Consider the following 17,948-nt stretch of genomic DNA (forward strand, 5'->3'; position numbering starts at 1 on the left):
CCCGCGCGGATGGGCCGCGTAATGCGGCTTGATACCTGCCACAACGGCTTCCTGGCGTGGCAAGGATGAACCAATGGAGCACTTTTCATGACCCGTATGAACTACACCTTCACTTCGGAATCGGTTTCCGAGGGCCACCCGGATAAGGTCTGCGACCGCATTTCCGATGCTGTTCTGGACGCTTTCCTGGCGGAAGAACCCGAGGCGCGGGTGGCGGCTGAGACCTTTGCCACCACGAACCGTGTCGTCATCGGGGGCGAGGTGGGCCTGTCCGATCAGGACAAGCTGCACGACTACATGGGCAGGATCGACGAGATCACCCGGGCCTGCATCAAGGATATCGGCTACGAGCAGGACAAGTTCCACCACGAAACCGTGGAAGTGACCAACCTGCTGCACGAGCAATCCGCGCATATCGCGCAGGGCGTCAATGCTTCTGGTGAAAAGGACGAAGGCGCAGGCGACCAGGGCATCATGTTCGGCTTTGCCACCAACGAAACCGATGCGCTGATGCCGGCGCCGATCCAGTTCAGCCATGCGATCCTGCGCCGCCTGGCTGAGGTGCGCAAGAACGGCACCGAGCCGGCCCTGGGCCCGGATGCCAAATCGCAGCTGTCGGTGGTATATGAAGGCGGCAAGCCGGTGGGCGTCAGCTCGCTGGTGCTGTCGACCCAGCACTTCGATGAATCGCTGACCTCAAATGACATCCGCGCCATTGTGGAGCCCTACATCCGCGAAACCCTGCCCGACGGCTGGCTGACCGATGCAACCGTTTGGCACGTCAACCCGACCGGCAAGTTCGTGATCGGCGGCCCGGATGGCGATGCGGGCCTTACCGGGCGCAAGATCATCGTGGACACTTACGGCGGCGCAGCCCCGCACGGCGGCGGTGCGTTTTCCGGCAAGGATCCGACCAAGGTGGACCGCTCGGCGGCCTATGCTGCACGCTACCTCGCCAAGAACGTGGTGGCCGCGGGCATGGCGGAGAAATGCACCATCCAGCTGTCTTATGCGATCGGTGTCTCCAAGCCTCTGTCGATCTATGCCGAAACCCACGGCACCGGCGAGGTCGACCCGGCGGCGATCGAACGGGCAATCGATCAGGTCATGGATCTGACCCCGCGCGGCATCCGCTCGCACTTGGGGCTGAACAAGCCGATTTACCAGCGCACCGCGGCCTATGGCCACTTTGGCCGCGAACCGGATGCCGACGGCGGCTTCAGCTGGGAGCGCACCGATCTGGCCGAGGCGCTGAAGAAGGCGGTTTAAGGCCGAAAACCTGGTAAAGAGCGGGCCGCGCGGCCCGCTTTTTCCGTTTCGGGGAGCGTCTGGTTCAGCGCATACGCAATATGCGCCTCTCCCGTTGGGCCGGCGCTGCGCTGCGGCGCACCGGTCAGAGATTCTGTTGGGGGTGGAGTGAAACGGAAGCCTGCGCCATAGTGCCGGGCAGGGTTCATTCAGCTGCCGGGACTGCAATGCTGCGCGTGACATTTGTACTTTCCTGCCTGGTTCTGGCGTCTGCCGCTGCCGCCAAGGAGGCCTTGCCGCAGAAATTCAGTCTGCAGGGCAAGACGCTGGTCTATGACACCGAAACAGACGTGACAGGCGAACTGGCGGAGATCACCGAGGAGGACGTCTCGCACCTGCGGGATATCCTGAAGAAAAGCCCCGGGATTTCCGAGCTGCAGCTCAACAGCGTCGGCGGCAGCGTCTATGCAGGCGAGGAAATTGCCGGGCTGGTGCTGGAATACGGGCTGGATACGCTCGTCGACGGCACCTGCATCAGTGCCTGCGTGGATGTCTTTCTGGCCGGCGAACGCAGGCGGATGACAATCGGCTCCAGCATCGGGTTCCACCAGCGCAACTGGCCGTCCGAGGCCGTGCATAAGTACTACCGCAGCGAACGCAAGCGCCGCCGCTGGGCAACACCGTTTGAGTTCGGCTCCTGGATCTATGAGGACACCCAGCGCGAAATCTACGAGCATCTCAGCTACATGGTGGCGCGCGGAGTGGATCCTGGCTTTGCCATTGAGACATTGCGCACGGATCCGGACGGGGAGTGGTATCCCAGCCGTCTGCGGCTGATCGCAGCGGGCGTTCTGCGCGAGCTGCGGCCGGGGCAAAACCCCTAGATGGCTTGACCCGCGGGCCTGCTTGCGGCACAGGGGCGGCCAGCCTTTCAAAAGATGCCTCGAACAGGAGCCCAGACGCATGTCCGGCGACCAGAAGCCCCGCGACGACCAGTCCAAGGATGCCCAGCCTGCCGCCAACAATGCGGCCGAAAAACACGCCAGCGGCGCGCCCTGGCGCAACTTCTACGGCCGCTTCAAGGGCAAGACCCTGAAGGACAGCCAGAAGCGCTATCTGGACGAGGACCTGGCAAGCCTCAGCCCCGGTGCAGTGGGCTGGGATGAAAACCCGGACCGGACCCCGCTGGACCTGGAGGCGCTGTTCGGCGGCAAGGATGTCTGGCTCGAAGTCGGATTCGGCGGCGGCGAGCATCTGGTGCATCAGGCGGTCAGCAACCCGGGCGTTGGCATCATCGGCGCCGAGCCCTTCATCAACGGTGTTGCAATGCTGCTGGGCAAAATCCGCAATGCGGGCGCGGACAATATCGCCGTGCACCCCGGCGATGCCCGCGACCTGATGGATGTGCTGCCGGAGGCGTCCGTTTCGCGTGCCTTCCTGCTCTATCCCGACCCCTGGCCCAAGGCCCGCCACCACCGCCGCCGGTTTGTGACGCAGGAGCATCTGGAGCCGCTGGCCCGCTGCCTGAAGCCGGGTGGGATCTTCCGCGTGGCGACTGATATCCCCGACTACGTTCGCCAGACCCTTGAAGAGGTTCCGAAAGCGGGTTTCGAATGGCTGGCCGAAGGGCCAAACGACTGGCGTCAGCCGTGGGATGACTGGATTTCCACCCGCTATGAACAGAAAGCCCTGCGCGAAGGCCGCACCCCGCATTACCTGACCTTCCGCCGTCTGGGCTGAGGCCAATTACGCTGGACCGGCCAGATCCAATCCGTTACCGATAGCGCAAACGAACAGACGAACGACCGACAGACGAAGGAAGCCCCATGTCCGGACACGGCACGCCCATCCCGATGACCTCTCACCGTGCTGACGCTCTCAAGGGCGTGGCAGAGGTGCCCGGCGACAAGTCGATCTCGCACCGCTCGCTGATCCTGGGCGCGCTGTCGGTTGGGGAAACCAAGATCTCCGGCCTGCTGGAGGGCGAGGATGTGCTGGACACCGCCAAGGCGATGCAGGCCTTTGGCGCCGAAGTGGTGAACCATGGCGGCGGCAACTGGTCGGTATTCGGCGTTGGTGTCGGCGGCTTTGCAGAGCCTGGCAATGTGATCGACTGCGGCAATTCCGGCACCGGGGTACGGCTGATCATGGGGGTGATGGCGACCTCTCCGATCACTGCGACCTTCACCGGCGATGCCTCCCTGAATAAACGCCCGATGGCGCGCGTGACCGACCCGCTGGCGCTGTTCGGCACCCAATCCGTCGGCCGCTCCGGCGGCCGCCTGCCGATGACCATAGTCGGCGCGGCGGACCCTGTACCGGTTCTCTATGAGGTGCCGGTGCCGTCGGCGCAGGTGAAATCGGCAGTGCTGTTTGCGGGCCTCAACGCGCCCGGCAAAACCGTGGTGATCGAAAAGGAAGCCACCCGCGACCATACCGAACGGATGCTGGCCGGTTTCGGCGCCGAGATCACCACCGAGGAAACCGACGAGGGTCGCGTCATCACCCTGACCGGCCGCCCGGAGCTGAAACCGCAGGTGATTGCGGTGCCGCGCGACCCGTCCTCCGCTGCCTTCCCGGTTTGTGCGGCGCTGATCACCCCCGGCTCTGATGTGCTGGTGCCCAACATTGGCCTGAACCCGACCCGCGCGGGCCTCTACTACACGCTGCAGGACATGGGCGCCGACCTGACGTTCGAGAACATGCGCGAAGAGGGCGGCGAGCCGGTCGCCGATCTGCGCGCCAAGTACTCGCCGAACATGAAGGGCATCGAAGTGCCGCCCGAGCGTGCCGCCTCGATGATCGATGAATACCCGGTGCTGTCGGTGGTGGCCTCCTTCGCGGAAGGAAAGACCATGATGGCGGGCGTCAAGGAACTGCGCGTCAAGGAAAGCGACCGCATCGACGCGATGGCCAAGGGCCTCCGTGCCAACGGTGTTACTGTTGAAGAAGGCGAGGACTGGTGGGAAGTCACCGGTCTGGGCATCGACGGCGTGCCGGGCGGCGGCACCTGCGAGAGCTTCCTGGACCACCGCATCGCCATGTCCTTCATGGTGATGGGCATGGGGGCGCAGAACCCGGTCTCTGTCGACGACGGCAGCCCGATCGCCACCTCCTTCCCGATCTTCGAGACCCTGATGGGCAGCCTCGGCGCCAAGCTGGAGCGCACATGAGCGAGAGCTTCACCATCGCCGTTGACGGGCCTGCGGCTGCGGGCAAGGGCACGCTGTCCAAGGCGCTGGCCGCGCACTATGACTTTGGCCATCTGGACACCGGCCTCTTGTACCGCGCTGTTGGCGCCAAGATGCTGGACGGCGCGGCGCCGGTGGACGCGGCGCAGAACCTGACGCCCGAAGATCTGGCGCGTGACGACCTGCGCGGGCCGGAAGTGGCGCAGGCAGCGTCCAAGGTTGCGGTGATTGCCGAAGTGCGCGCGGCTCTGGTCGATTTCCAGCGCGCCTTTGCCCGCCGTGCGGGCGGTGCGGTGCTGGACGGGCGCGACATCGGCACGGTGATCTGCCCCTATGCGCAGGTGAAATTCTTTGTCACCGCCAGCGCCGAAGTCCGTGCCCGCCGCCGGTTTCTGGAACTTGCCGCAGCGGGCAAGGTAACGACGCTGGAGGAAGTGCTGGGCGATGTGAAAGCCCGGGACGAGCGCGACACGAACCGCGCTGAGGCGCCGTTGCGCCCCGCAGCGGATGCGATTCTGATCGACACCAGCGATCTGAGCATCGAGGAAGCCCTGGCCAAGGCGATGGCGGTAATTGAAGCCCGCCGCGAGGCGGGCGAAACACTGCCGTAAACACCAGCTTTCCAATAATACCCGCAGCTGACGCAGCAGCTGCGGGCCGAAAGCAGGCAGGACGGAACGTGGGTCTGCCTGCTCTCTGTCAGGCGGGGTCAGAGCGCGCCAACCGCGGTATGCTTGATCTTGCCCCACTGGTTGTCCGCGGTCTTGGCGGTGCCAGCCACATCTTCCAGGAAGGCGGCGCGGGTGGCAGCGTTCAGGAACAGGAACAGCTTGCCGTCATGCACCAGGTACTGGTCCGGGTCGCCGTCGAATTTCTTTCCCACCGACACGCCGTAGGAGCAGAAGCCGCCGTGCTGGGGCAGGTATTTCGACGGGTTGGCCTCGAACGCGGTTTTGTTTTCCTCAGACGCGAAGTAATAGGAGGCGCCGTCCACGGTGGCCGTATAAGTCGCCATGCCCTCCACTGGGTTGCGGCTGTCCAGCAGCGCCACCAGATCGACTCCATGGGCTGCCAGCGGCGCACCGCCAGCTGAGATGCCGTTGGAAACGTTGATTTCATCTGCAGCAAAGGCCGGGGCGGCCAGCGCAGCAGAAAGCGAAATCAGCGCGGTTGTCAGAAGCGTTTTCATGGTTTTCCTCATCAGGTTCAGGTGTGCAAACAGGCTCTGCGGCCCGGTAGACTGAAGTTAGATCCGCTGGGTTGAACGATTAATCTCTGTTCGTCCCGTTGATTTTGCAGATCGTTCCGAATTGCTCCCGCCTCCCAACTGCTGCGGTTCACTCATCTGTGCATGGCAGCTTGGGCATGAGCGCATTAGCCTGAGAGTGGATGTTGAGGGGAGGTTCTTTCATGACTTGGCTGCGGGCAATTGCGATGGCTTATGTTCTGGCGGCGCCTGCGATGGCGCAGGAAACGGGCAAGGCGCCAGAGCCGCCGATGACCTATGAGCGGCTGGGCCGGATCCTGTTCGCGCTGGACGGCAACACGCAGCCGGTGGGGCCAGGGTTTCAGCTGACCATTTCCGGGGTGCCGATGCTGGTAGTCACCGACCCGGCAGCGGACCGGATGCGGGCGATGGTGCCGCTGCGCCCGGCCGAGGGGCTGACGGCGGAGGAACTGATGCGGATGATGCAGGCCAATTTCGACACCGCACTCGATGCGCGCTATGCGGTGGCCAAGGGGCAGCTTTGGGCGGTTTTCATCCACCCGCTGTCGCCGCTCAAGAAAGACCAGCTGATTTCCTCGCTAGGCCAGACAGTGAACATCGCCCGCACTTATGGCACCCTCTACACTGGCGGGGCATTGCAGTTCGGCGGCGGCGACAGCCCGGGAATCCAGCGGCAGCTGATCGAGGAGCTTCTAGAGAAGGGCGAAGAGATATGAGGCTCTCTCTGCTGATCTTCAGGCGGTGATTCTACTCATTTCCCTGGTACGTTTTTTGCCGCGATATGGCGGAATGGGAATGAATTTCGTCACCTGAGAGCTGTAATAATATGCGCCAAGTCGCAAGGGGACGCATATTTTCGCCCCACACAGCTTGGAGAATGCACATGGCAAGCTTTCAGGACCGCCTGACCGCAATGCGCCGGGACTTTCACCGGCATCCGGAGCTTGGCTTTCAGGAGGACCGCACCAAGGCGAAGGTGGCGGAGCAATTGCGCAGCCTCGGCCTGGAGGTGCATGAAGGCGCGGGCGTCGTCGGTCTGCTGCGCGCCGGCGCCGGCAACCGTGCCATCGGGCTGCGCGCCGATATGGATGCGCTGCCGATCACCGAAACCTCTGCTCATGACTATGTCTCGAAAACGCCGGGCAAGATGCATGCCTGCGGCCATGACGGCCATATGACGATGCTTCTGGGCGCCGCCGAACGGCTGGCGGCGGAGAAGGGATTTGACGGCACCGTCGTGTTCATCTTCCAGCCCAACGAGGAGCACGGACTGGGCGCGCAGGCGATGATAGCCGAGGGTGTGCTGGAGCAGTTCCCGATCGAAGAGGTTTATGCGATCCACAATCTGCCCGGCGCCCCGGTGGGGCAGGTCTCGACCCGTCCCGGCCAGATCTGCAACAGCGAAAGCCTGTTTGAAATCGCGATCAAGGGGCAGGGCGGCCATGCCTCGATGCCGCAAGCGGGGGTGGATGCCATCACCGTCGGCGCCGAAATGGTGCTGGCGCTGCAGACCATTGTGGCGCGCAAACTGGCGCCAGGTTCCGGCGCGGTGGTGTCAGTGACCGAGTTCCTGACTGACGGCCAGCGCAACGTGCTGCCCGGCCATGCGGTGCTCAAGGGCGACGTGCGTGCCCGGGTGCCCGAAGACCGAGAGGCGGTCGAGCGCTTCATGCGCCAGATCGCCGCCGGTGTCGCCGCCACCCACGGGGTGGAGGCCGAGGTGAGTTTCAACACCGAATTTGTCGAGACCATTAACGCGGAAGAGCCGGCAGAAGCCGCCTGCCGCGCGGGCGAAGCCGCCGGCTGCGAAGTGATCCGCAACCGCCCGCCGATGAGCTTCTCGGAGGACTTTGCCCACTTTGCTGCCGCAGTGCCGGGCTGCTTCCTGCTCCTGGGCAATGGCGAGGAAGGTCCGCACGGCCAGCCGCTGCATTCGGCGGATTATGACTTCAACGATGCTCTGCTGCCCATCGGCGCGGAATACTGGGTGCAGCTGGTGCGTGACCGGCTGCCTGCTGACAGGGGCTGACCGCATTGGGCCAGTCTGTTGCCGCAGATGAAAATGACCTTGGGGCTGCTCAGAAGCGCCCCAATACTGCCAGCCGGTTCCGGAAATGCTTCCGGCCCGGCGGCCATTGCCGCGATCATGAAAGGAAATGACCATGTCCACGGCTCCCGCTCGCGGTTTTCCGGAGACTGAATTCGCCGCCCGCACAGAAAAAGCCCAGGCGCTGATGGCAGCGCAGGGGCTGGACGGGCTCCTGCTGCTGACCGAACCGGAAGTGCGCTACTTCAGCGGCTTCCACACGCTGTTCTGGCAAAGCCCGACCCGGCCCTGGTTCCTGTTTGTGCCGCCCGCGGGCAAACCCATTGCCATCATACCTGAGATCGGCGCCGACCTGATGCGCCGTACCTGGATCGAGGACATCCGCACCTGGAGCGCGCCTGCGCCGCAGAACGATGGCATCAGCCTGCTGACCGAACTGCTGTCGCCGATTGCCGGACGCGGCGGCTCCATCGGCCTGATGAAAGGGCACGAGACCTCGCTCAGAATGCCGCTCGGCGACTACGAACGCCTGATAGCGGGGCTGCCGGGGCTGAAGGTGGCCGATGCCACCCCGCTGGTGCGTGGCCTGCGGATGGTGAAATCCGCCGCCGAGATCGAAAAGCTGCGCCACATCTGCGGCATTGGCTCGCGCACATTCGCGCAGGTGCCGCAGATCGCCCATGAGGGCCAGCCGTTTGAGGATCTGTTCCGCGCCTTCCGGCGCGAGGCGCTGGCGCAGGGGGCTGATGATGTGCCCTATCTGGTCGGCGGTGCGGATCAGGGTGGCTACAGCGACGTGATCTCGCCACCGACCGGCCGGCCGCTGCAGGCGGGCGACATCGTGATGCTGGACACCGGGGCGACCTGGGACGGCTACTTTTGTGATTTCGACCGCAACTTTGCCATTGGCCATGCTGATGATCTGTCGCGCCGGGCCCATGATGTGCTGTGGCGCGCCACAGAAGCCGGCATTGCTGCCGCCAAACCCGGCGCCACCTGCCGCGACCTGTTCCAGGCGATGCAGTCGGTGATTGCCGAAACGGACGATCAGGGCGGCGACGTCGGGCGGCTGGGCCACGGGCTGGGGATGCAGCTGACCGAATGGCCCTCGCACGCGGCCTTTGATGAAACGGTGATCGAGGAAAACATGGTGCTCACGCTGGAGCCCTCGCTGGGCTATGGCGAAGGCCGCATCATGGTGCATGAGGAGAACATCGTTGTGCGGGCCGATGGCGCGGAGCTGCTGACAGAGCGCGCCGCCCCGGAACTGCCGGTGATCTGAGGAAGATAAAGCCATGAAACTCTCTTATGACACGGACGAAGGGATCGGCACCCGCGCCACCCTGGGCGTGATCGTGCTGGAAACCGACGAAACGCTGGAGCCGGAGTTCTCCCGGATGATGGCGCAGCCAGGGGTCGCGCTCTATCACAGCCGCATCCCGATGGTACCGGAGGTCCGCCCGGATACCCTGGCGCAGATGCAGGCGGATCTGCCGGCATCGGCGCGGCTGTTTCCCTCTACGCCAAACTTTGACGTGATCGGTTACGGCTGCACCTCGGCCTCAACGGTGATCGGTTCCGCCAAGGTGGCCGAAGCGGTGCAGACCGTTCTGCCGGACGCCAAGGTGACTGACCCGCTGGCAGCGATCATTGCGGCGGGAAAGTCGCTGGGTGCTGGCAGGTTCGGGTTTGTCACCCCGTATCTGCCGGAAGTCTCCGCGCAGATGCGCGTCAAGCTGGAAGAGGCGGGATTTGAAATCGCTGACTTCGGATCGTTTGAACAGATGGACGACCGCGTTGTGGCCCGGATCAGCGAGGCGGCAATTGCGGAAGCAGCAGCACAGGTCGCCGGACAAGGCGACTGCGACGCGATCGTGATTTCCTGCACCAACCTACGCTGCCTGCGGATCATTCCGGAGATCGAGGCGCGGACCGGCGTGCCGGTGATTTCGAGTAACCAGGCGCTGGGCTGGCATATGCTGCGGCTTGCAGGTGTTGAGGATCCTCAGCCGCAATTCGGCAAGCTGTTCACCCGGGGATTGGCTGCCTGACAGGGGAAATCCTCCTGGGTTTACTAGCTGGTGCACCGCGGCAGGCTGTCCTGCCGCAGTGCGCAGTCTGCGCTTGTAATCCGCCTGCAGATCGCCGCAGATTGGCATCCGAAACCTGACCCGTGCCTTGAAAATGAGGACACCCGGATGCCCGCTGCCCGCCCCGACAACCGCCCCGCGACCCGCAACGTCCTGTTCATCATCATCGACCAGCTGCGCGCGGACTGCGTGTTCGGGGCATTGGCAGAGCATGTGAAGCTGCCGAATATCCGCAGCTTCATGCAGGAGGCGGTGTCGTTCAAACGGCATTTCTCGGTGACCAACCCTTGCGGGCCGTCGCGGGCGTCGATCCTGACCGGGCAGTACGCGATGAACCACCGCTCGGTCCGCAACGGCACGCCGCTGCGCCATGACACCCCGAACATCGCCACCGAAATGCGCAGGGCAGGCTATCTGCCGATGCTGTTCGGCTATACCGATACTTCACAGGATCCGCGCGCATATGATGCCAACGATCCGGCGCTCAGGACTTATGAATACCCTATGAACGGGTTCCATGAGATGACCGAGATGCGGCTGGAGATGTCCTATCCGTGGCAGTCGCATCTGATGAGCCGGGGCTATGAATTCGAAAACTACTGGGACGTCTACAAGCCGGTCTCGCCCGCTGGCGGCGCGCCAAGGCTGAACGATCCGGCGCTCTACGCGGCGGAGGACAGCGACACCGCGTTCCTGACCAACTCCTTCCTTGGAAAGATGGCCGCCTATCGCAAGGAAAGCTGGTTCGCGCATCTGACCTATATCCGGCCGCACCCGCCGCTGGTGGCGCCGGCGCCCTACAACAGCATGTATGACCCAGCCAGCCTGCCCTTGCCGGAACGGCTGGCGACACCGGAGGAAGAATGCGCGCAGCACCCGTTCTTCGGCCCGCTGCTGCGGAAAAGCACCGCTGCCAGCTTCGTCGAAGGCTTCCCGGAACTGGAGCCGACGGATGAGAACATCCGCACCTTGCGAGCAGTTTACCTGGGCCTCGCGACCGAAGTGGATCACCATGTCGGGCGGGTGATCCGGTTCCTGAAGGACACGGGCCAATACGACAGCACCACGGTGGTGATTACCGCTGACCATGGCGAGATGCTGGGTGACCGGCATTCCTGGGGCAAGATGACGGTCTATGATGCTGCCTACCACACACCGCTGATCATCCGGATGCCGGGCAATGAGCAGAACGCAGGCGCATGCATCTCCCAGATCACCGAATCCATCGACGTGACGCCGACTATCCTCGAATGGGTGGGGCAGGAGCTGCCGAATTCCATGGACGGCAGGTCGCTGCTGCCGCTCCTGCGCGGAGAGGTGCCGAAGGACTGGCGGCAGTATTCCTTCTCTGAGCTGGATTTCTCGGACCCGCTGCAGCCGACACTGTGGCAGCAGGAGCTTGGCACCACCGCCAGCGATTCTTGCCTTGGTATCCTGCGGGATGAGCGGTTCACGCTGGTCGAATTCGCTGCCGACCTGCCGCCGATGCTGTTTGACAGCCAGGGCCGCGGGGAACTGGAGAATGTGGCGGGCCAGCCCGAACATTCCGGTAACCTCAGCCGGCTGACCCGGCAAATGCTGCGGCACCGGATGCGGAATATGGACCATACGCTGTCGCTGACCGCCATCACGGGTGATGGCGCGCGCAGCATGCCCCGGTACCCGCAGTAAGACGCCCGGCCGGCTCCCCCGGGGCAAGGATCGCTGATGATGGCAACACATCCGGCGCCTGTCAGGCTTGGATGTGCCGGCGGCGGGTGGCTGGAAACCCCCGTATTGCAAATCATTCTCAATTTCATTGACAGTTGCGAATGATTTGCAATAACAGTGCGTCAAAGACATCTTCAAAACGGAGAATCGGATGTTCCCGAACCTGCTCAAGACAGTGTCCGCCGCCGCCATCGCGGCCGTCACCGCCAGCGCCGCCATGGCTGAAGACAAGATGAAGGTTGTCACCACCTTCACCGTGCTGGCAGATATGGCTGCCAATGTGGCCGGGGATGCGGCTGAGGTGGTCTCGGTCACCAAACCGGGGGCGGAGATCCACGGCTATGAGCCGACACCGCGCGATATCGTGCGGGCTTCTGACGCCGACCTGATCCTGTGGAACGGCATGAATCTGGAACTGTGGTTCGAGCAGTTCCTGTCCAACCTCGACGATGTGCCTTCCGTGACCCTGACCGATGGCATCGACCCGATCCCGATCGCGGCCGGCTCTTACGAGGGCAAGCCCAACCCGCACGCCTGGATGGGTCTGGATAACGCGCTGATCTATATAGACAATATCGTCGAGGCCTTTGCCGAGCACGACCCTGAAAACGCCGCCATCTATGTCAAGAACGCAGGTGAATACAAAGACAAGCTGCGTGCCACCATCGAGCCGCTGCGCCGTTCCATCGCGGAGATCCCCGAGGACAAGCGCTGGCTGGTGACCTGCGAAGGCGCCTTCAGCTACCTGGCCCGCGATTTCGGCATGAAGGAGCTGTACTTGTGGCCGATGAACGCCGACCAGGTCGGCACCCCGCAGCAGGTGCGTTCGGTGATCGACGGCGTGCGCGCCAATGACATCCCGGTGGTGTTCTGCGAAAGCACCGTGAGCACCGCTCCGGCAGAGCAGGTGGCGCGGGAAACCGGCGTGGCCTATGGCGGCGAGCTTTATGTCGACTCCCTCAGCGAGGCCGACGGCCCGGTGCCGACCTACCTGGACCTGCTCAAAGTCACCTCCCAGACCGTGGCCCGCGGCCTGACCGAAGTGACCAACTAAAACCGCTATTTTTCATATCCAAGTGCCCCGCAGCGGAAGTTGCGGGGCGTTTCATTTCACAAAACACAATTTCTGTGTGTAACTCTGCGGGAAAGCCCAATGCTTGATGCCAGCGAGACCCACATCATGAACACCAGCGCCGCACCCGCGGACGGCGGGATTGCCGCACAGAATGTCACCGTCACCTACCGCAACGGCCACACCGCGCTGTGGAATGCCAGCTTTGGCATTCCCCGCGGCACCGTCACTGCGCTGGTCGGGGTGAATGGCGCCGGCAAGTCGACCCTGTTCAAGGCGATCATGGACTTTGTCCCGGCTGCGCAGGGCGAGATCCGCATCCTCGGCATGACCGTCAAGGAGGCGCTGCGCAAGAACCTGGTCGCCTATGTGCCGCAGTCGGAGGAAGTCGATTGGGCCTTCCCGGTGCTGGTCGAGGACGTTGTGATGATGGGCCGCTACGGCCACATGGGTTTCCTGCGCCGCCCCAAGGCGGCTGACCACGAGGCCGTCGATCAGGCGCTGCGCCGGGTTAATATGCAGGACTTCCGCCACCGCCAGATCGGCGAACTGTCCGGTGGCCAGCGCAAGCGGGTGTTCCTGGCCCGCGCCCTGGCGCAGGACGGGCAGGTGATCCTTCTGGATGAGCCCTTCACCGGTGTCGATGTGAAAACCGAGGAGCAGATCATCGCCCTCCTGCGCGAACTGCGCGAGGAGGGCCGGGTGATGCTGGTCTCCACCCACAACCTCGGCAGCGTGCCGGAATTCTGCGACCGCACGGTCTTGGTCAAGGGCACAGTGCTGGGCTACGGGCCGACCGAAACCACTTTTACCCGCGAAAACCTGGAACACGCCTTTGGCGGCGTACTGCGCCACTTCACCCTGGGCGGTGATGCGCTGCATGATGATGGCGACACCCGCGAGGTCACCATCCTGACCGACGACGAGCGCCCCTTTGTCCAGTACGGCGAAAAGACCCAGACCAGCGAAGGCCGTGGCGAGGGCGGGGACAAGCCGTGATGGAATACCTGCTGGAGCCATTCACCTACGGCTATATGACCAATGCAATGTGGGTTTCGGCGCTGGTGGGCGGTGTCTGCGCCTTCCTGTCGGCCTATCTGATGCTCAAGGGCTGGTCGCTGATCGGCGACGCGCTCTCGCACTCGGTGGTGCCGGGTGTGGCGGGCGCCTACATCCTGGGCCTGCCCTTTGCGCTGGGCGCCTTCATCGCCGGCGGGCTGGCGGCCGCGGCGATGCTGTTCCTGTCGGAGCGTTCGGGGTTGAAGGTCGATGTGATCATTGGCCTGATCTTCACTTCCTTCTTCGGTCTTGGCCTGTTCATCGTCTCGATCAGCCCGATGTCGGTCTCGGTGCAGACCATCACCATGGGCAATATCCTGGCCATCACGCCGGAGGACACGCTGCAGCTGGCGATCATCGGCTTTGTCTCGCTGGCGGTGCTGCTGGCCAAGTGGAAGGACCTGATGGTCACCTTCTTTGACGAAAACCACGCCCGCACCATCGGGCTGCGGCCCGGGCTGCTCAAGGCCGTGTTCTTTGTGCTGCTGTCGGCTTCCGTCGTGGCGGCGATGCAGACCGTGGGAGCGTTCCTGGTGATCGCCATGGTGGTGACGCCGGGGGCGACGGCCTATCTGCTGTGCGACCGCTTCCCGCGGCTGATCATGGTGTCGGTGCTGATCGGTGCCCTCACCAGTTTCTTCGGCGCCTATGCCAGCTACTTCCTGGACGGCGCCACCGGCGGCATCATCGTGACGCTGCAAACGCTGATCTTCCTGGCGGTCTTTGTGTTCGCCCCGAAACACGGGCTGCTGGCGGCCAAGCGCAAGGCGCGCGAAGCGCTGAAGCGCGGCCCCGCCGCACAACAGGAGGCAGCGTGATGGATCCCGATACCCTGCTGATGCCGTTCCAGTTCGCGTTCATGCAGAACGCCTTTTGGATCTCCATGATTGTCTCGGTGCCCACGGCCCTGCTGTCCTGCTTCCTGGTGATGAAGGGCTGGGCGCTGATGGGCGATGCGGTGAGCCACGCGGTGCTGCCGGGGATCGTGCTGGCCTATGTGCTGGGCTTCCCGCTGATCATCGGCGCCTTTGCGGCCGGCATGCTGTGTGCGGTGGCAACCGGCTTCCTGGCGGGCAACAGCCGGGTCAAGCAGGACACGGTGATGGGGGTAGTCTTCTCCGGCATGTTCGGGCTGGGCATCGTGATGTATGTGGGGCTGGAGACCAATGCGCATCTGGATCACATCCTGTTCGGCAACATGCTGGGGGTGGAGCCGGATGAGCTGTGGACCGCGGGCATCATCTCGCTGGTGGTTGGTGCTGCGCTGGTCTTGAAGTGGAAGGACCTGCTGCTGCACAGCTTCGACCCGGCGCAGGCGCAGGCCTCCGGCCTGCCGGTCACGGTGCTGCACTACGGGCTGCTGGCGGCGCTGTCGCTGACCATCGTGGCAACGCTCAAGGCGGCGGGTCTGATCCTGGCGATCGGGCTGCTGATCGCCCCCGGTGCCATCGCGTTCCTGGTGGTGCGCAAGTTCAGCACCATGCTGTGGGTTGCCGTGCTGGTCTGCATGTTCTCGATGCTGGCGGGCACCTATGCCAGCTTCTTCCTCGACAGCGCGCCGGCGCCGACCATCGTGCTGATCCTGACCGCGCTGTTCATCCTCGCCTTTGTGCGGCGGCTGTATCTGACGCATCGCAGGTCGATGCAGCGCGCCATGGACTCCTCCGGCACCGCGTGAGTCACGCGGTGCCGGGCCTGGCCATCTCCAGCAGCCACTGCCGGACCAGTTCCGCGTTGGGAACCAGATCCTGGGTCTTGGACCACACCAGGTAGAACCCTGCGCCGGTGGTCCAGGACCATTCCTTGCGGGCGGCCAGCAGCCCCTGCTTGATCAGCGGCTCGGTCACATGCTGCCAGCCGAATGCAAAACCCTCGCCCGCAATCGCCGCCTGCAGAACCAGCGCGTAGTCGTTGAGCCTGAGGCCCGCGGCCGGCGGGCGCCCGGTCACCCCGAAATGAGCAAACCACTGCTGCCACCTGGGGCGCTCGCGGATCGGTTCCTCCAGATGGATCAGCCGCTCATGCAACAGATTCGGCACCGTCGCCAGATTGACCGCCGAGGCCATCACCCGCGGGCTGGCCACCGGAAAGATCACCTCCGGCGCGATCAGGGCCGAATGGCAGTCCGGCCAGTTGCCGTCGCCGCGCCGCACCGCCAATGAGATGCCTTCGGTATTGATGTCCGGCTCCCGGTCGGAGCTTTGCAGCCGCAGGTCGATATCGGGATGCGCCTCATGCAGCTGGGTCAGTCTTGGCATCACCCAATAATATGCAAAAGCCGAGGAGCAGTTGAGCGTCACATGGTCGTTGCGCCCGAACTGCCGCACCGCTTTGGCAGAAGACAGAATATCCCCCAAAGCTTTAGACACATCCGTGTAAAGCCGCATGCCTGCCCCGGTCAGTTCCACCCTGCGGTGGCCGCGGCGGAACAAAATAACGCCCAAAGACGCTTCCATCTGCTTGATCGCTGCACTGACGGCAGGCTGCTGCACGTTCAGTTCCTCCGACGCGCGGGTGAATGAAGCGTGCCTCGCAGCGGCCTCGAAGACGATCAGGTGGCGGGGGCTGGTGAGGAGTTTCCACAGTTCTTGCATAACTGTGAATTATCCAAATCATCAGAATTTTCAACCGTCACAACGTCTGCGCCGGGTTTTATCTTTCCGCAACGCCTGAAGATGGAGAGCCCCATGGCCCGACGTGCCCGCGCATCCCGCGACAGAAACACTGCCCCCGCCGGGGCTCCGGCCTCGCCCTGGATCCAGCGGACGCTGCCGTTCTTTGACGTGCTGGACGAGGAAAAGCTGGTCCGGCTGGAAGCGCAGGTCGACTGGATTTTCGAGGAGGTCGGCATCGCTTTCCGCGACGACCCCGAAGCCTTGCGGATCTGGAAAGAGGCCGGCGCGAAGATTGACGGCGACACCGTGCGTGCCGATGCGCAGTGGATCCGCGCCCTGTGTGCCAAGGCGCCGCGCGAGTTCACTCAACTGGCCCGCAACCCGGCGCGCTCGGTCACCATCGGGGGCACCAATCAGGTCTTCGCCCCGATCTATGGCGCGCCGTTTGTGCGCGACCTGGAGGGCGGGCGCCGCTATGGCGATATGGAGAGCTTCGAGAAGCTGGTGAAGCTGACCTACATGCATCCGAACCTGCACCACGGCGGGTTCGTGATTTGCGAGCCCTGCGACGTGCCCGTCAGCAAGCGCCATTTCGACATGCTCTTTGCCCATATGACGCTGAGCGACAAACCGCATCTGGGCGCCATCACCGAGATGTCCCGCGCCCAGGACAGCGTCGATATGGCCGAGATCGTCTTTGGCAAAGACGTCATGGACAACAATTGCGTGATCATGGGCAACGTGAACACCAACTCGCCCTTGCTGGTGGACAAGGTTGTGACTGAAGCTATCCGCACCTATTCCGCCCGCGGGCAGGGAATTATCGTTGTGCCGTTCATCCTTACGGGTGCGATGGGGCCGGTTTCCACCGCGGCGTCGGTGGCGCAGGCGATGGCGGAGGCGATGATGGTCTGCGCCTTCACCCAGATCGTCCGTCCCGGTGCGCCGTTTGTGCTGGGCAACTTCCTGTCGTCCATGTCGCTGAAGTCCGGCGCGCCGACGTTCGGGATGCCGGAGCCGGTGATTTCCAACTACGCCATCGGCCAGCTGGCCCGCCGGGCCGGGTTGCCCTTGCGCTGCGGCGGATCTCTGACCGCGTCCAAGATCGAGGATGCGCAGGCTGCCTATGAAAGTGCCGACTCGATGCATTCCACCATGCTGGCGGGCGCCAACTATGTGCTGCATTCGGCGGGCTGGCTGGAAGGCGGCCTGTGTACCGGGTTCGAGAAGCTGATCATGGATGCGGACCGGCTGGGGTCGTACCAGAAGGTGCTGAGCCAGGGGCTGGACACCAGCGACGAGGCGATGGCGCGCGATGCTTATGGCGAGGTGGCGCCGGGCGGGCATTTCCTGGGCTCCGCCCACACCATGCGCAACTATCAGACCGCGTTTTACGAGCCCAAGCTGAGCGACAGCGAAAACGTCGAGAGCTGGGAAGAAGGCGGCTCCAAGGACATGCGCCAGCGCGCCTATGAGCGCTGGAACCAGATGCTGAACGAGTATCAGGCGCCGCCGATGGATGAGGCGGTGAAAGAGGAACTGGCCGCCTATGTTGCCCGCCGCAAGGAGGAGATCCCGGATGCGTGGTACTGAGTTAACACTTTCTTCACGCATAAGTTCAGCTGATGCAGGTGGGGGCAATCTGACCCGGCACCCCCTGTGCACCCCCCGTACACCCCCTGTGCACC

At 63.7% G+C, this 17,948-nt stretch carries 17 protein-coding genes and 1 riboswitch; of the genes, 15 read left to right on the forward strand and 2 right to left on the reverse strand.

What is annotated here, in order from left to right; all coding sequences use genetic code 11:
• The first annotated feature begins 32 nt into the window (after nucleotides 1-32).
• Nucleotides 33-81: riboswitch (SAM-SAH riboswitch) on the forward strand.
• Between the two features lie 6 nt (nucleotides 82-87).
• From metK to AB1A62_RS17355, 5 genes are all read left to right on the forward strand, one after another.
• On the forward strand, nucleotides 88-1,269 hold the full coding sequence (metK, locus tag AB1A62_RS17335; RefSeq protein WP_366662719.1) for a methionine adenosyltransferase: 1,182 nt from the start codon (nucleotides 88-90) through the stop codon (nucleotides 1,267-1,269).
• A gap of 206 nt (nucleotides 1,270-1,475) precedes the next feature.
• Nucleotides 1,476-2,132: a hypothetical protein gene (locus AB1A62_RS17340; RefSeq protein ID WP_366662720.1), complete on the forward strand. Its 657-nt coding sequence runs from the start codon at nucleotides 1,476-1,478 to the stop codon at nucleotides 2,130-2,132.
• A 79-nt stretch (nucleotides 2,133-2,211) separates the two neighbouring features.
• Nucleotides 2,212-2,988 (forward strand): tRNA (guanine(46)-N(7))-methyltransferase TrmB, encoded by a 777-nt coding sequence (locus tag AB1A62_RS17345; protein WP_366662721.1) that lies wholly within the window; start codon nucleotides 2,212-2,214, stop codon nucleotides 2,986-2,988.
• 86 nt (nucleotides 2,989-3,074) lie between these two features.
• Nucleotides 3,075-4,421 carry a 3-phosphoshikimate 1-carboxyvinyltransferase gene (aroA, locus tag AB1A62_RS17350; RefSeq protein ID WP_366662722.1) on the forward strand — a complete coding sequence of 449 codons (1,347 nt, stop codon included), beginning with the start codon at nucleotides 3,075-3,077 and terminating at the stop codon, nucleotides 4,419-4,421.
• Nucleotides 4,418-5,050, forward strand: coding sequence for a d(CMP) kinase (locus AB1A62_RS17355; protein WP_366662723.1), 633 nt, complete (start codon nucleotides 4,418-4,420; stop codon nucleotides 5,048-5,050). The genes aroA and AB1A62_RS17355 overlap by 4 nt, the downstream gene beginning before the upstream one ends.
• Before the next feature lie 98 nt (nucleotides 5,051-5,148).
• On the opposite strand, the gene AB1A62_RS17360 is transcribed toward AB1A62_RS17355, so the two are convergent.
• Nucleotides 5,149-5,628 (reverse strand): YHS domain-containing (seleno)protein, encoded by a 480-nt coding sequence (locus tag AB1A62_RS17360; RefSeq protein WP_366662724.1) that lies wholly within the window; start codon nucleotides 5,626-5,628, stop codon nucleotides 5,149-5,151.
• A gap of 221 nt (nucleotides 5,629-5,849) precedes the next feature.
• Here AB1A62_RS17360 and AB1A62_RS17365 point away from each other — a divergent pair, with 221 nt between their 5' ends.
• The 9 genes from AB1A62_RS17365 (at nucleotide 5,850) to AB1A62_RS17405 (ending at nucleotide 15,323) form a co-directional block, all read left to right on the forward strand.
• Nucleotides 5,850-6,383 (forward strand): hypothetical protein, encoded by a 534-nt coding sequence (locus AB1A62_RS17365; RefSeq protein WP_366662725.1) that lies wholly within the window; start codon nucleotides 5,850-5,852, stop codon nucleotides 6,381-6,383.
• A 167-nt stretch (nucleotides 6,384-6,550) separates the two neighbouring features.
• Nucleotides 6,551-7,696 (forward strand): amidohydrolase, encoded by a 1,146-nt coding sequence (locus AB1A62_RS17370; protein ID WP_366662726.1) that lies wholly within the window; start codon nucleotides 6,551-6,553, stop codon nucleotides 7,694-7,696.
• Between the two features lie 133 nt (nucleotides 7,697-7,829).
• Nucleotides 7,830-8,996, forward strand: coding sequence for a Xaa-Pro peptidase family protein (locus AB1A62_RS17375; RefSeq protein WP_366662727.1), 1,167 nt, complete (start codon nucleotides 7,830-7,832; stop codon nucleotides 8,994-8,996).
• A 13-nt stretch (nucleotides 8,997-9,009) separates the two neighbouring features.
• Nucleotides 9,010-9,765 (forward strand): aspartate/glutamate racemase family protein, encoded by a 756-nt coding sequence (locus AB1A62_RS17380; RefSeq protein ID WP_366662729.1) that lies wholly within the window; start codon nucleotides 9,010-9,012, stop codon nucleotides 9,763-9,765.
• A 147-nt stretch (nucleotides 9,766-9,912) separates the two neighbouring features.
• Entirely contained in the window at nucleotides 9,913-11,475 is a 1,563-nt protein-coding gene (locus AB1A62_RS17385; protein ID WP_366662730.1) for an alkaline phosphatase family protein, read from the forward strand.
• A 190-nt stretch (nucleotides 11,476-11,665) separates the two neighbouring features.
• Complete coding sequence (locus tag AB1A62_RS17390; protein WP_366662731.1) at nucleotides 11,666-12,568, forward strand: metal ABC transporter substrate-binding protein; 903 nt, start codon at nucleotides 11,666-11,668, stop codon at nucleotides 12,566-12,568.
• Nucleotides 12,569-12,667: 99 nt separating this feature from the next.
• Entirely contained in the window at nucleotides 12,668-13,585 is a 918-nt protein-coding gene (locus tag AB1A62_RS17395; RefSeq protein ID WP_366662732.1) for a manganese/iron ABC transporter ATP-binding protein, read from the forward strand.
• The gene (locus AB1A62_RS17400) at nucleotides 13,585-14,463 is read left to right on the forward strand and encodes a metal ABC transporter permease (RefSeq protein ID WP_366662740.1); all 879 of its coding nucleotides are present in this window, start codon (nucleotides 13,585-13,587) and stop codon (nucleotides 14,461-14,463) included. The genes AB1A62_RS17395 and AB1A62_RS17400 overlap by 1 nt, the downstream gene beginning before the upstream one ends.
• Nucleotides 14,463-15,323: a metal ABC transporter permease gene (locus AB1A62_RS17405; RefSeq protein WP_366662733.1), complete on the forward strand. Its 861-nt coding sequence runs from the start codon at nucleotides 14,463-14,465 to the stop codon at nucleotides 15,321-15,323. Before AB1A62_RS17400 ends, AB1A62_RS17405 begins: the two co-directional genes overlap by 1 nt.
• A gap of 1 nt (nucleotide 15,324) precedes the next feature.
• Here the strand turns inward: AB1A62_RS17405 and AB1A62_RS17410 are convergent, their stop codons facing one another.
• A complete protein-coding gene (locus tag AB1A62_RS17410; RefSeq protein WP_366662734.1) occupies nucleotides 15,325-16,239 on the reverse strand; it encodes a LysR substrate-binding domain-containing protein in 915 nt (304 codons plus the stop codon).
• A 93-nt stretch (nucleotides 16,240-16,332) separates the two neighbouring features.
• On the opposite strand from AB1A62_RS17410, the gene AB1A62_RS17415 reads away from it, so the two are divergent.
• The gene (locus AB1A62_RS17415; protein WP_366662735.1) at nucleotides 16,333-17,853 is read left to right on the forward strand and encodes a trimethylamine methyltransferase family protein; all 1,521 of its coding nucleotides are present in this window, start codon (nucleotides 16,333-16,335) and stop codon (nucleotides 17,851-17,853) included.
• The last annotated feature ends 95 nt before the right edge of the window (nucleotides 17,854-17,948 follow it).

The organism is Leisingera sp. JC11 (assembly GCF_040704725.1).
GTDB lineage: Bacteria > Pseudomonadota > Alphaproteobacteria > Rhodobacterales > Rhodobacteraceae > Leisingera.